At 49.5% G+C, this 13,916-nt stretch carries 13 protein-coding genes; 2 read left to right on the forward strand and 11 right to left on the reverse strand.

What is annotated here, in order from left to right; genetic code table 11:
- Positions 1 to 92 precede the first annotated feature (92 nt).
- Positions 93 to 1,130 carry a hypothetical protein gene (locus E4K71_RS14865; RefSeq protein WP_135080954.1) on the forward strand — a complete coding sequence of 346 codons (1,038 nt, stop codon included), beginning with the start codon at positions 93 to 95 and terminating at the stop codon, positions 1,128 to 1,130.
- On the opposite strand, the gene E4K71_RS14870 is transcribed toward E4K71_RS14865, so the two are convergent.
- The 10 genes from E4K71_RS14870 to pyrF all read right to left on the reverse strand — a co-directional run bounded on the left by E4K71_RS14870 (position 1,127) and on the right by pyrF (position 10,766).
- Positions 1,127 to 2,431, reverse strand: a complete 1,305-nt coding sequence (locus E4K71_RS14870; RefSeq protein ID WP_135080956.1) for a hypothetical protein — start codon at positions 2,429 to 2,431, stop codon at positions 1,127 to 1,129. The genes E4K71_RS14865 and E4K71_RS14870 overlap by 4 nt on opposite strands.
- On the reverse strand, positions 2,428 to 3,426 hold the full coding sequence (locus E4K71_RS14875; protein WP_135080958.1) for an ATP-grasp domain-containing protein: 999 nt from the start codon (positions 3,424 to 3,426) through the stop codon (positions 2,428 to 2,430). Before E4K71_RS14875 ends, E4K71_RS14870 begins: the two co-directional genes overlap by 4 nt.
- On the reverse strand, positions 3,419 to 4,696 hold the full coding sequence (locus E4K71_RS14880) for a folylpolyglutamate synthase/dihydrofolate synthase family protein (protein ID WP_167730609.1): 1,278 nt from the start codon (positions 4,694 to 4,696) through the stop codon (positions 3,419 to 3,421). Before E4K71_RS14880 ends, E4K71_RS14875 begins: the two co-directional genes overlap by 8 nt.
- Positions 4,674 to 5,699 carry an acetyl-CoA carboxylase, carboxyltransferase subunit beta gene (gene accD / locus E4K71_RS14885; protein ID WP_135080962.1) on the reverse strand — a complete coding sequence of 342 codons (1,026 nt, stop codon included), beginning with the start codon at positions 5,697 to 5,699 and terminating at the stop codon, positions 4,674 to 4,676. Before accD ends, E4K71_RS14880 begins: the two co-directional genes overlap by 23 nt.
- 10 nt (positions 5,700 to 5,709) lie before the next feature.
- A complete protein-coding gene (gene trpA, locus E4K71_RS14890) occupies positions 5,710 to 6,537 on the reverse strand; it encodes a tryptophan synthase subunit alpha (RefSeq protein WP_135080964.1) in 828 nt (275 codons plus the stop codon).
- On the reverse strand, positions 6,534 to 7,745 hold the full coding sequence (gene trpB, locus E4K71_RS14895; protein ID WP_167730611.1) for a tryptophan synthase subunit beta: 1,212 nt from the start codon (positions 7,743 to 7,745) through the stop codon (positions 6,534 to 6,536). The genes trpA and trpB overlap by 4 nt, the downstream gene beginning before the upstream one ends.
- Before the next feature lie 156 nt (positions 7,746 to 7,901).
- Positions 7,902 to 8,543, reverse strand: coding sequence for a phosphoribosylanthranilate isomerase (locus E4K71_RS14900; RefSeq protein WP_135080966.1), 642 nt, complete (start codon positions 8,541 to 8,543; stop codon positions 7,902 to 7,904).
- Positions 8,527 to 9,354, reverse strand: coding sequence for a hypothetical protein (locus E4K71_RS14905; protein ID WP_135080968.1), 828 nt, complete (start codon positions 9,352 to 9,354; stop codon positions 8,527 to 8,529). The genes E4K71_RS14900 and E4K71_RS14905 overlap by 17 nt, the downstream gene beginning before the upstream one ends.
- Positions 9,355 to 9,360: 6 nt before the next feature.
- Complete coding sequence (locus E4K71_RS14910) at positions 9,361 to 10,068, reverse strand: hypothetical protein (RefSeq protein ID WP_135080970.1); 708 nt, start codon at positions 10,066 to 10,068, stop codon at positions 9,361 to 9,363.
- Positions 10,068 to 10,766 (reverse strand): orotidine-5'-phosphate decarboxylase, encoded by a 699-nt coding sequence (gene pyrF / locus E4K71_RS14915; RefSeq protein WP_135080972.1) that lies wholly within the window; start codon positions 10,764 to 10,766, stop codon positions 10,068 to 10,070. Before pyrF ends, E4K71_RS14910 begins: the two co-directional genes overlap by 1 nt.
- 207 nt (positions 10,767 to 10,973) lie before the next feature.
- Between pyrF and E4K71_RS14920 the strand changes: the two genes are divergently transcribed.
- Complete coding sequence (locus tag E4K71_RS14920) at positions 10,974 to 12,614, forward strand: SulP family inorganic anion transporter (RefSeq protein ID WP_135080974.1); 1,641 nt, start codon at positions 10,974 to 10,976, stop codon at positions 12,612 to 12,614.
- Between the two features lie 183 nt (positions 12,615 to 12,797).
- Here E4K71_RS14920 and E4K71_RS14925 read toward each other — a convergent pair whose 3' ends face one another.
- Positions 12,798 to 13,886, reverse strand: a complete 1,089-nt coding sequence (locus tag E4K71_RS14925) for a site-specific DNA-methyltransferase (RefSeq protein WP_135080976.1) — start codon at positions 13,884 to 13,886, stop codon at positions 12,798 to 12,800.
- Between the last annotated feature and the right edge of the window lie 30 nt (positions 13,887 to 13,916).

Raw genomic sequence — 13,916 nt, forward strand, 5'->3', positions numbered from 1 at the left:
AACTTCCATTTTAGGTGATGGTTCCGTTAAGATTACGCGTTTGATCAATCACAGACCAATCACATCATGGTGATTTAGGGCCTAAGCTCAGAATGAACGACCATTACGCATTTATTTGTACATCATGGGACCAACTGTCCCCGCAAGCCTGTGCTTTCTTTCAAAGCGAACCAGACTATGCCAAACAGAAGCTTGAGCAATGTACATATGGCTATCGCATCAAATGGGGCGAGGTTTTTACAAAATCCATCCACCTTGAAGGACTGGATGACCAGCCCCTATCCGTTTTAGGCACCGACTTAAAAATTGTAAAAGCCATGCTGACCTTTGGACGCGATAAGGCAGATGATCCCAATAGTACGCCGGACCTGTTTTTAAGCCTGATTGTACACTCACCAACCCCTATTGAGATTAATCACACCAGCGGTACAAAGATGGCGCTTGAGTTTCGAAACCAGATCAACGCCATATCCAGTGATCAATGGGGGCTTGGCAGTTTAGAACATAGTCGCAAAAAACAAGGCTGGAAGATTTATACATTAAATGACAGTGCTGCCCATTTAGAGACAGACCCAACCCCGTGGCTCTTTGCCTATACATTGATGTATCAGGGAAAGCTGACCTACTGGCGGATCAACCGCCAAATCTCCGTTGTTGAAGCCCATGAAACGGTGAAAGGATATCGTGAGGCAGCCCGTGCACAAAACCGTATCCGCCAGAAACTCATTGATATTCACCGATTACACCTCAGCGGCAATATATCGAATTTTGACGCCTGGAAAACCGCCAACCAGCAGGCAATTGAACAAACAAACCTGAGGAATGTCGCTGAACAAGCCGCATCCGTCATGCAAATGCTGGATCAGCATATTGACCGGGTGGAAAAGTTACGGGCCGACATTGCTCAAAGCCAAACCAATCGAATTTTACAAATCATGACGATTGTCGGCGTGCCTGTTGCCTTGCTGACATTGGCCTTCACAATCTCAGACAGCGCCTTAATCTGGGACAAAACACCCGCAAAAAATATGACGCTTAAGGAATTAATCGAATATGTGATTCTTCTCGGCTTTATTCCTTTTATCCTTTTGCTGGGGCTTTACGGTTTCTTTCAAGCCCGACGCGATTAAAGATAAACAGCATCATCAGGTGAAATCCCCTTAAGAATACGGGTTACATCAGCACTGAAAAACAGACTTCCCAAAACAAAAACTGTTTTTTGCTCACGCTGTGCAATGTCTTTGACCTGTTGCACCGCTGAATAAATATCAGGGATCAGGCTTGTCTCCTTGCCCTGTTCCCTAAAATATCCCGCAATGATTTCTCCTTGCTCGCCCCCACGTAGAGACGTGGTGACATAAAAATCAACAGGAAGCTCAGATAGTTCCTGTACAATTTCAACAACCGCTTTTGGTTTTGAAATGCCACATAAAACAATAAACTCATCGGGTTGATAGGTGGCGTTAATATAGCTGACCACTTCTTTCATCGCACAAGGCGTATGGGCCGATTCCACAATGAATTTTGGGCTGTCATGTACCACTTCCCCCCGTCCGGGAATCTGGGTTTGAGACAAGGCACAATCAATTTCATTTTGGCTCAGCCGTGTCATTTGTCTTTGTTGAAGGAGATGATCACAAGCCGTGACTGCCAGCGCACTGTTCTCAATCTGCCATTGACCAATTGGGGCCGGGCGCAGATGCACCTCTTGACCATCATACAGACCACGGGCCTCATTCTTAGCCAAATCAAAAGACAGTTCTGTCCAGCGTGTCTTTAACAGCTGCCAGTCAAAGCCGCCCATCTTCGCAATATGGCCTCCGGTTTGGACGAGCCTTGTCTCTGGGGGCAGATTGGCAAGGCAGCACCCTTTCGGGGCTGTAATGGCGATTTTCTCCACCAAAATTTGATCAAGGCTTGTTCCCAAAACAGAGGTATGTTCCAGCTCAAGAGAAGGCAAAACGGTCAATCTCGGCATCGCAATTCGGGTTGTATCCAAACGCCCCCCGATCCCGGCTTCAATGATTTGGCAGGAAACATCATGGCGTTGAAAACAAAGCCAGGCCGCTGCTGTTAAAATTTCAAAGCGGACAAAGGTATATCCCTTTTCCTTTGCGATCACCTGACTGGCCTGCATGACCTCTCCAATCAGGTCATTCAATTGCGTCAAGGCAATAGGCGTACCATTAATCCGAATACGCTCATTTGGCTCCAGAAAATGGGGGGAGGTATAGGTACCAACCGTTAAATTCTTTTGTTTCAGTAGCTCTGTACAATAAAGGGCGGTTGACCCTTTCCCATTTGTACCAATCAAGGAAATATCGCACTTGGGGGTAATGTTCAAACGGTCCAAAAGCGCCTGCATGCGCACAAAACCAATGCCATCGCCATATTGGGGAAGGTTTGCAAGTTGTTCTATGTGGGTCTTCATTCTTCTAATGCTTTTTGCAACGCCTCTTTATAAAGGGACACAATCAAGTCCAGATGTCCGGCCTTTTCCAAAGCAGTAACAGCTGGATTGCCATTTATTTCCAAAACAAATAAGTGTCCTGTTTGATGGCATTGAATTATATCAACACCGGCAATACGCAAGCCCAATGCCTGCGCAGCCTGTTTGGCAACACAAGCCAGCGCATCCTCAACCTCAAAGGACAAATTGTCATAATCCCCCCCGGCACTGAGATTGGCCCGTGAACTCAGCGTCACCACTGTTCCGTGCGCCAAGACAGTTTCAAGCGTTGCCCCCATCTGGGTAAGATCAGCCACAAGCTGTTCAGATTGCAGATTAACAGGATCAAGACCATAGCCCCACATCCTGTCATTATAAGCATTCAGAAGTTCTGAAACCGTTTGCTTGCCATCCGCCGTAATTGTTGGGAATTTTTTACTGACACTATATTTAATGTCATCATCCAAAACGAAAACCCGATATTCCGTTCCCTCAACATACTCTTGCAACAAGGCAATTTCAAACCTGGCTGCCATAGCTTTCAGAAAACGTCGTACCTCGTCATTGTTATAGGCAACATTCACATGGGCACCCAAGGCCCCATTCAATGGCTTGACGATAATTTTCTCCGCCCCTTGGGAGAACCTATCGAAATAAGGGGTCTCATCCAGATCAAAGCCTTGGTTGCGAATGGCTTTATAGCGTGAAGACAAAAAAACTTTTTGATAGCGCGGTGTCGCGATACCAGCACGTTCTAAAAGATCGGCACAAAATGCCTTGTCTGTTGCCAGCCCCGCCGCCACAGCTCCATTTAACGGCCAGCCGTGGGCACTGCCCCCACCAATATATGTTTTGCGATCCCCGTTTGATATTTCACACAGATAGCCACTATGTTCATCAATTAAGTCAAACTGATAGGAAAGAGCCTCTGCGGCGAGTTGTGCATAACGCACCGCAGGGCAATATATATTAGTCATAAAATGTTCCGAGAAGATAAAGCGACCCACACACCAGCACACGCCCCGGCTTGTCGCATTCAGCCTTAATCAATTCAAAGGCCAAAGACAAGTCTTCACATGCTGTGGCATTTCCCCCTGCATCCAAAACCTGATTGGCAAGCTTTTCCGGTTTTTTAGAGGGCTGGTTATCAATGGGCACGGTATAAACATGATCGGCCAACCCGGCAATATGGGACAGGAATGCCTTGCTATCTTTGCGTTTCATCATCCCCATCACCAGATAAAGCGGCTTGTCATTCCATTTTTTAATTTGGCTTCTCAAAGCTTGGGCCGCCGATTCATTATGACCGCCATCCAGCCACAGCTCCCACCCTTCAGCCAGCAACTGGGCCGTTTCAACCTGTTCCAAACGCCCCGGCCAGTGAACCGACTGCAAGCCGTTCAAAATCACTTCATTGGGAAAATGATACGTTGCTTTCAAAGCTTCAAGGCAAGCCAGTGCCAGTCCAGCATTGCTGATTTGATGATCCCCGCTTAACCCTGGGCGCGGCCAAGCGCTATCACCGTCCCAGCCTTCAAAAATCATCTGCTTGCCTGCTTTCTTGACAAACCATTCCCGGCCCTCACGATACCAGGCAATATCTAACTCTTTGGCTTTTTCTCGGATAGACTGATATGCTTCTTCATCCTGTTTTGCCATCACGCAGGGCACATCGGGTTTCAGGATCCCCGCCTTATGGGCTGCAATTTCGCCCAAAGACTTCCCTAAGAATTCCATGTGATCATAAGAAATCGGCGTCAGCACCGTCAGGAGCGGTTTTGCCACCACATTGGTGGTATCGCCCAAACCGCCCAAGCCTGTCTCCAGCAACACGATATGGCCTCGGCTACGTGAAAAGGCAAGAAAGGCTGCTGCTGTAATGGCTTCAAAAACCGTCAGAGCCGCACCGTCATTGGCATTGATGGTTTCTTCCAAAAGCTCTTTGAAGAACTCTTCTGAAATATCTTCGCCATCCAGATTGATACATTCATGGGGGCGAATAAGATGCGGGGAGGTAAAACTGTGGACACGATAGCCTGCGGTTTCAAACAGGCTACGCAAAAAAGCAATGGTGGAGCCTTTGCCATTGGTCCCTGCGACATGAATGATCGGTGGAATTTTATCCTGTGGGTTATCCAGACGCGACAAAAGGGCCTGAAAACGATCCAGGCCCAAATCAATGTCCTTGGTGTGGAGTTTCTCCACATCCTTGAGGAGCTGACTGCTACTCAGCGGGAGTCTCCTCATCTTTCTTGGGTTTATCCGCGGGTGTCTCTTCACTAATCGGGGCACCATCAGGGCGGCGGATGTCTGGCGGTGGCGGGATATCATTGATGTTATCAACCACTTCGCTCTCAACCGGGCTATCTTCGCTAGATAGTTCAACCACATCGGCAGCAGGCTTGGTATTGCGCAACAAACTCAAGACATTAATCAAGGTCGGGCGCAGCTCATGACGGCGCACCACCATATCAACCATGCCATGCTCATAGAGATATTCCGCCGTCTGGAAATCATCAGGCAGCTGCTCACGAATGGTTTGTTCAATCACGCGACGCCCGGCAAAACCGATGACCGCCCCGCTTTCTGCAATCGCCACATCACCAAGCATGGCAAAAGAGGCAGATACCCCACCTGTTGTCGGGTCTGTCAAAACAACGATATACGGCAGGCCCGCTTCTTTAACACGTTCTACACCAATGGTCGTGCGCGCCATTTGCATCAAAGATAAAATCCCTTCCTGCATGCGCGCCCCACCAGAAGCCGGAACCACAATCAAGGCTGCATCCTGAACGATGGCAAGCTTAGAGGCCGCAACCAGACCTTCCCCCACGGCTGTCCCCATGGATCCGCCCATATAGGCAAAGTTAAAGGCCGCAATCACCACATTTTGCCCCCCCATCTTACCATGGGCCACGATCAAGGCATCTTCTTCCTTGGTCTTGGCATTGGCTTCTTTGATGCGGTCCTTATATTTGCGACGGTCTGTAAATTTCAGCGGGTCACTGGGAACATCCGGCAGTTCTGCACGGGTGTATTCCCCCTCATCAAACAGCAGCTCCAAACGTTTTGTCACGCTCAGGCGCATGTGATGGCCGCAATGTTGACAGACCTGATGGTTCTTATCCAGATCACGATGGAAGATCATCTGACCGCATTTGGTACATTTATGCCAAAGGTTATCCGGGATTTCCTTTTGGCGGACCAAATCACGCAGTTTCGGTTTGACGTAGTTTGTTAACCAGTTCATTTCATCTTCCTTATTTAGCGGCGCGAACGCCTTGGGCTAAATCATTCACATAAGACAGTACAGCATCCACCAAACCGTCTTTGGCCTTACCGTTTTCATCCAGATTATCCGCAATGCGCTTTACAATCGCAGACCCAACAACAGCGGCATCACTGATGCCAGCCATGGTTTTGGCCTGATCCGGTGTGTTAATGCCAAAACCGATGGCAACGGGCAAGTCTGTATGTTTGCGAATAGTGTTTACAGCAGCATCCACATCAGATGTCTGTGCCGATGCCGTGCCTGTCACCCCGGTGATGGACACATAATAAATGAAACCGCTGGCTTTGGATGTAATCTTTTGTAAACGGGCATCATCTGCTGTCGGTGTGGTCAGATAGATAAAGTCCAACCCTGCCTCTTGAGCCGGAACGGCAAATTCGCGTTCTTCTTCTGGCGGCAGGTCCACAATGATAAAGCCATCGACACCTGCCTCTTTGGCATCAGCCAAAAACGGCTCCACCCCATAAGAATAAACCGGGTTGAAATAGCCCATCAACACGATCGGTGTATCATTATCGCCTTCGCGAAATTCACGCACCATGGCAAGTACGCCCTTAAGCGTCATACCCCCAGCCAGTGCGCGTTGGGACCCGAGCTGGATCGCGGGGCCATCGGCCATAGGATCAGAAAAAGGCATGCCCAGTTCAATCACATCAGCACCCGCATTGGCCATACCGCCGAGCAGTTTTTTTGATGTTTCCAGATCCGGATCACCCGCAGAAATAAAGGTCACCAGTGCAGAACGACCTTCTGCTTTCAAATCAGCAAAGCGTTTTCCAAGACGTGTCTGGCTCATAGTTCTGTCCCCATCGCTTTGGCAATTGTGTTGACGTCTTTATCACCACGACCGGACATATTGACCACAAGGATTTCATCCTTGCCCATTTGCTTCGCCATTTTCTCAGCCTCAGCCAAGGCATGGGAAGATTCCAGCGCCGGGATAATACCTTCTAACTTAGTGCAAAGCTGGAACGCCGCCACCGCTTCATCGTCGGTGATCGGGTGATATTCCACCCGGCCCTGTTCATAAAGCCAGCTGTGTTCCGGCCCGATGCCCGGATAATCCAACCCAGCAGAAATGGAATGAGCCTCATTAATCTGACCATCATCATCTTGCAGCAAATAAGTGCGGTTGCCATGCAACACACCCGGGCGCCCCCCGGCCAGTGAACAGGCATGTTCATCGGTATCAACGCCATGACCGGCTGCTTCTACACCAATGATGCGCACATCCTTATCATCCAAAAACGGATAGAACAGCCCCATGGCGTTAGAGCCGCCACCAACACAAGCCACCAAAGCATCCGGCAAGCGGCCTTCTTGTTCCATGATCTGTTCGCGAACTTCTTCGCCAATAATTTTTTGGAATTCGCGCACCATCACCGGATAAGGGTGTGGGCCAGCCACCGTCCCGATCAGATAAAAAGTATCATGAACATTTGCCACCCAATCACGCAGGGCTTCGTTCATCGCATCTTTCAGTGTGCCAGAACCAGCTGTCACCGGGCGAACTTCTGCACCCAGCAGTTTCATGCGAAAGACGTTGGGCTGTTGGCGTTCAATATCGGTTGCACCCATGAAAATGGTACAGTCCAGACCGAACAGCGCACAAACCGTCGCCGTTGCCACCCCATGCTGGCCCGCACCTGTTTCGGCAATAATGCGTTTTTTGCCCATGCGTCGTGCCAGCAAAATCTGCGCAATACAGCTGTTGATCTTGTGCGCACCGGTATGGTTCAAATCTTCACGTTTGAAATAAACCTTGGCCCCACCGCAATGTTCAGTGAAACGTTCGGCAAAATACAGCGGGCTTGGGCGACCAACATATTGTTTCAGATAGCCTTGAACCTCGGCCTGAAAATCCGGGTCATCCTTGACTTCATTAAAATGTTTTTCAACATCCAGAATCAAAGGCATCAGGGTTTCAGCCACAAAACGGCCCCCGAAAATGCCAAAACGACCATCTTCGTCCGGGCCGCTCATAAATGTATTGGGTGTATTCATCAGATCATTCACTTCAAACGGTGAGAATTTGCATGTCTTATAGCCCATGAACAAAAGGGCTGGCAAAGGAAAAAGACGTTTTCAAACGGTGTCATTCCTGTGCAGGCAGGAATCTATTGGAAAGAGGTCCCCGCATTCGCGAGGACGACGATAATATCAGCCCTTGGCCGCCTGAATAAACTTTTCAATCAGCTCGGGACTTTTCACCCCTTTTTCAGCCTCAACCCCACTGGATACATCCACACCCGCTGCCCCGCTTTGTTCCAACGCATCCGCCACATTATCCACCGTTAATCCACCGGCAAGCAACCATGGCACGTTCCATTTTGTATCGGTCAACAAGTTCCAGTCAAAAGCAATGGCATTGCCGCCGGGGCGCGTCGCACCCTTGGGCGGTTTGGCATCAAAGAGTAAACGGTCCGCCACACTGTCATAAGCACGTGCGGCTTCTACATCTTCCTGGGTTTCAATGGGCAGGGCCTTCATCACAGGCAGGCCAAAATTCAGACGAACCTCTTCCACACGCTCTGGCGTTTCATGACCATGAAGCTGGATAATGTCCAGACGGGCATGTTGGATCACGTTCATTAGCTCCTCATCTGTCGGATCAACAAACAGGCCAACCCGTTCCACATCCGCATCGCCAATCATATCGAAGACTTCAGCTGCGGTGTGCGGGTCCACATGGCGAGGACTTGGCGGGAAAAACACACAGCCCAGCAGGTCAGCACCCGCCTGAATAGCCACATGGGCATCTTCCGGCGTTTTAAGACCACAAATTTTAACTAAAACAGACATCGCGTTTTCTCCAACGACCATAAGCCAAGGCCCATAATACGGCCAACAATCCACCACCCACAAAAACCTTAAGGGTTTCAAGGGCTAAGAACATCAAATTCCACGCCAGTGCCGAAGCCTCATCCCCCATTGCCATTTGGGTGAAAAACGGCATATGCAGCATCAAACGCAAGATAAAGACCAGCCCCCACAGCGGCAACACAACCAAGATGGAAGCCGCAAACAAGCGGGAAAAATCCTTGCGTAATCCACTAAAGGAAGCTGCCAGCAAACTTTTGATCGAACGCGGATCATCTTCGGCAATCGCAGGCAGGCTATAGGCCATCAATTGGGTGAACCACCCCAGGAACAAACTGGCATACAAATGCCCGCTGATCCCATCAAGCGCCGTAATCCCGCCCATGACCAATAAGTCTGGCTGATGGAAAAACAAAGGCTGGTCAAACCAAAAGGCAAAACCTGTTAAAGGAAGGAACACAAGGCTTGAAGTCAGAGCATATTTCCATTCCCGGCCATTCAGCTTTGGTAAAAAAGAAACCTGCGCTGCCATTGCCCCTTTTAAGACAAAGCGCTGTAATTGCCCGGCATAAAACGTCCACAAACCAATGATCAGCAACCATTCAACAACACGCAAACCATAATAGCCCGACTGTCCCCATTCCTGCGGTGTTTGCCAAAGGCTGAGCAAAAAAACCAGCGCAAAAGGGAAAAGCCCGGCACGTACCATGACCATGGGATTGCGCATCAAAACGGCATACACCCCGTTGACCGTTGCCAAAATCGGCAATTTATCCTCTATTTTAATATCCATGAGGTTCTATTTAGACGCCGGGCGCCCCAATACAATGGTTTCATACAGTTTTGCCAACACCACCGACGACCACATCATGGAAAAGACAATCAAAATATCAGAAAAGACCATCTGCGGCAGACTTGCCCAGAAATCGTCGGGGTCCGGCATCATGCCCGGCACCTGCATCAACATCATGGTAAAAAAGATGACAGGACAGTAACACACCAGGAAAGCAGCCACGATGCGAAAGCCATGACCACGGGTCCATTCAAAAGAGGCGATGACATTATCCCAGACAGAACCGGGATGGCCCAAGGCAATGGCAGGAAAAGCCAAACAGATTTTCAGATTGATCCAGATACCTAAAATCATCCAGACCATCATCCCGCCTTGGTATTCCTTGGGCAACAGCGTGAAAACTTCGGCCATATGGCCCAAAAAAGTCATACAGAATGTCAGAAAAAAGAACCGGGCAAAGGGGCGATTGGCCCCATCAGCCACTGTTTCGGGATTACGCAATAAATAAAACCGCGTCGCCGACACCCCTAACAAAGCCATCGCCAAAGAATTGGACACCGTTGCCAAAGCCAGCCCGAGGCCGGGGGTTTCCACCAAAAACAGCGACGCCAATGAAAAAACAATCGGCAAGAACAGATATTTGCGAAAAACCTTGGCATTTTCACGGATAAAGGCCAGCGCATCAAACACCAGCGTGTGAACAGGAACGTCCATTATAACCCTTCCAGTTCCGCAGCAATTTTGCGTGCTGCGTCCACCGGGTCCTCAGCCTGTGTGATCGGGCGACCAATCACCAGAATATCGGCCCCTTCACGCACGGCATCTGCCGGTGTCATAATGCGTTTTTGATCCCCCTTGGCCGCCCAGGCCGGACGGATACCCGGCACAATCAGCTTGAAATCCGCCCCGCAAGCCTCACGGATTGGTTTAATTTCCTTGGCGGAACAAACCACCCCGTCCAAGCCATTTTCCTGTGTCAGCTTGGCAAGACGGACCACCTGGTCTTCAACACTATTGTTAATCCCCACTGCTGTTAAATCATCTTGATCCAGTGCCGTCAAAATCGTCACCGCAATGGTCAGATTAATACCTGCCTCACGTCCCGCTAGGGCTGCTTGTTTCAACATTTCTGGCCCGCCTTGGGCATGAACGTTGATAATTTCCGGCTGAATCGGGCCTGCCGCACGAATGGCAGAGGCCACCGTGTTGGGGATATCATGAAATTTCAGATCCAGAAAAACAGGCATGCCGACATCACGAATGGCACTGACGCCTTGCGGGCCATTGGCAGTGAAAAATTCTTTCCCCACCTTCATCCCACCAACGAGCCCCTTAAGCTTTTCTGCCAATTTAACGGCATATTCCACATCGGTGGTATCAAGGGCGACATAAATACGTTCATACGCTTTCATCTTAAAAGACTCGCTTTTCATATAAGAGATCATTGATTTTGGATTAGGGGATTTAAGGGGGGATGTCAAATCCCTCTTTTGTCCCCTTTATGAAAAGCAAAAATGATAATTGGCCTTTAGAAGCAAATTTCATAATTCTCATCTCCCGGAAAATCGCCAAATATGGCATAATCGAACAGGCTGTTTTGTTGGATATGGAGCGATGCAATGCTGGCAACGTTTCGCTTTGACAATATTCGTGGGGATATTTATGGCGGTGTAACTGCGGCTGTTGTTGCACTTCCTTTAGCTTTGGCTTTTGGGGTTGCCAGTGGGGCCGGAGCCATGGCCGGGCTTTATGGGGCCATCATCGTTGGCTTTTTTGCCTCCCTTTTTGGAGGAACACCTGCTCAAGTCTCTGGCCCAACCGGTCCTATGACAGTCGTTATGAGCGCAGTGGTCATGCAATATATTGATCAACCTGCCGTAGCCTTTAGCATTGTCATGATGGGGGGCCTGTTTCAAATCGGTTTTGGACTGGCGAAAATCGGAAAATATATCAGCTTTGTACCATTTTCTGTGATTTCCGGCTTCATGAGTGGCATTGGGATCATCATCATTTTAATCCAGCTCGCCCCCCTATTGGGCCATTCAGTTGCAACAGGGGGCACGGTCGGGGCCTTGGCCTATCTGCCGACATTACTGGGCAATATTCACATAAATTCAGCCATCATTGGAGTGCTAAGCCTTACCATTATGATTTTTTGCCCCAAAGCGGTGGCAAATTTGATCCCCCCTGCCCTTGTCGCGCTGATCAGCTGCACCATTTTGGTCTTTATACTGGATAATGGCGTGCCGATTATCGGGGATATCCCCACGGGTCTGCCCAGCCTTATCCTCCCAACCTTTATCGGTTCCCAGTTTATCGAGATGGTAACAGCCGCCTTGATGCTGGCCTTGCTTGGCACGGTGGATAGCCTGCTGACCTCACTGATTGCCGATAATATGACCAAGACCAAACATAAAGCCAATCAAGAACTCATCGCCCAAGGCATCGGCAATACACTGGCCGGCCTGTTCGGTGCCATCCCCGGTGCAGGGGCCACCATGCGCACAGTGGTCAATATCCGCGCCGGTGGTAAAACACCCCTGTCAGGTTTGCTCCATTCTGCCATTTTATTCGCCATCGTGCTGGGGTTAGGCGGCTTTGCCAGCCATATCCCCCATGCGGTTTTGGCGGGCATTCTCATTAAGGTCGGCTGGGATATTATCGACTGGCCATTCCTTAAGGTCATGAAAAAAGCACCGGGCACCACGGTCTTCCTGACTTGTTCCGTCCTCACCCTCACCGTCTTTGTCGATTTGGTCATTGCTGTGGGCTTTGGTGTAGTGGCGGCCAGCCTGATCACCTTGCAACATCTCACCAGTTTTCAGCTTGATAGTATGCGCGAACAAAATGGTAAAGGTCATCTCAGTGATCAAGAAAGTGACGAGCTGGAAGCCTTGGGTGATCGCGTCTTTTATTGCCATTTTGGCGGGCATGTCACCTTTGGTGCCGCCCATGGCATTATGGAACGCCTCGTGCCTGAAGATAAATGCGATGCCGTGATTTTAGATTTAAGTGATATCAAAAATCTCGACATCACCGCTGCTTACGCCCTTCAGGAAATCATTGATGCAGCACGCGATCATGACGTGCTGGTCATGATGGTCGGCATGCAGGCCCATGTGGCACAAAAATTGGAAAAGATCGGTGTCTTGGAACAAGTCGATGATGTGCATATTCATCTGGCGCGATCTGACTGTTTTGTCTGCGCCAATGATATTTTATCCATTCAGAATAATGGCAATAAAAACCCCCGGCCTTAGTGCGCACAAGCGGCCGGGGGGTTTTCAATGCCCTGTTATGATGAAAACGCTGTTACAGGGCATCAAAACAATCCAAACATTTATCCAGCGTTATAAATGTTCTTCTATCAATCTGTCGTCCTCGCGAAAACGGGGACCTTTCTCTTTATTGGAAAGAGATCCCCGATCGAGCCAGGGATGACATTAACTGGCAAGTTCGGCGCGAACCTGTTCACGCAGTTCGTCGATACAAACGCGCTCACTGCCTTTTTCCATATGCCAGAAGGTCCAGCCGTTACAGGCTTGCGCATTTTGCACACGTGCGCCAACTTGGTGGATAGAACCCCTAAAATCAGAGGCACTGAGCGTCCCATCGGCACGCACTTGTGCTTCATAACGCCCTTTGACATCAGTCAATTTCGTGCCCGGTTCCAACAGGCCGCGTTCCAGCAACGTCCCAAACGGAATGCGCGGGGCCTGACGTTTGGCCGGTGTGGTCAGCAAAGACGTATCAATTTCGCCCTTAATGGACTTAATGCGTTTTTCAGCCACTTTGATATAATCGGTTTCGCGTTCCAGACCGATGAAGTTGCGGCCCAGTTTCTTGGCAACGGCACCTGTTGTGCCCGTACCAAAGAACGGATCAAGCACCACATCACCGGGTTTGCTTGAGGCCATGATCACGCGATAAAGCAGGCTTTCCGGCTTTTGTGTCGGATGCGCTTTTTGGCCTTCATCATTTTTCAGGCGCTCGCCCCCATTACAGATGGGCAGCAGCCAGTCTGAACGCATTTGAACGTCATCGTTAAAAGCCTTCATCGCTTCGTAATTGAAGTTATATTTGGCTTTTTCAGACTTCGAACACCAGATCATGGTTTCATGCGCATTGGTGAAACGACGACCACGGAAGTTCGGCATCGGGTTGGTTTTGCGCCAAATCACGTCATTGAGCATCCAATAGCCCAAATCCTGAAGCGTCACACCCACACGGAAAATATTATGATACGACCCAATCACCCAAATCGTGCCATCGTCTTTTAGAATACGACGGGCCGCTTTCAGCCAGGCTTTGGAGAAATCATCATAAGCCTTGAAGCTGTCAAACTGATCCCAGTGATCATCGCAGGCATCGACTTTGGTGTTGTTGGGGCGGTGCAAATCACCACCGAGTTGCAAGTTATAAGGCGGGTCCGCAAAAATCAGATCGACTGACTTTTCCGGAAGGCTGTTCATCAGTTCAATACAGTCACCCTGCAAGATCTGATTCAGCGGAATTGTTTGTAGCGTTTTCATGCCCAAAGAGTAGAGCGAATCGGGTTAAAA

The organism is Terasakiella sp. SH-1 (genome assembly GCF_004564135.1).
GTDB lineage: Bacteria > Pseudomonadota > Alphaproteobacteria > Rhodospirillales > Terasakiellaceae > Terasakiella.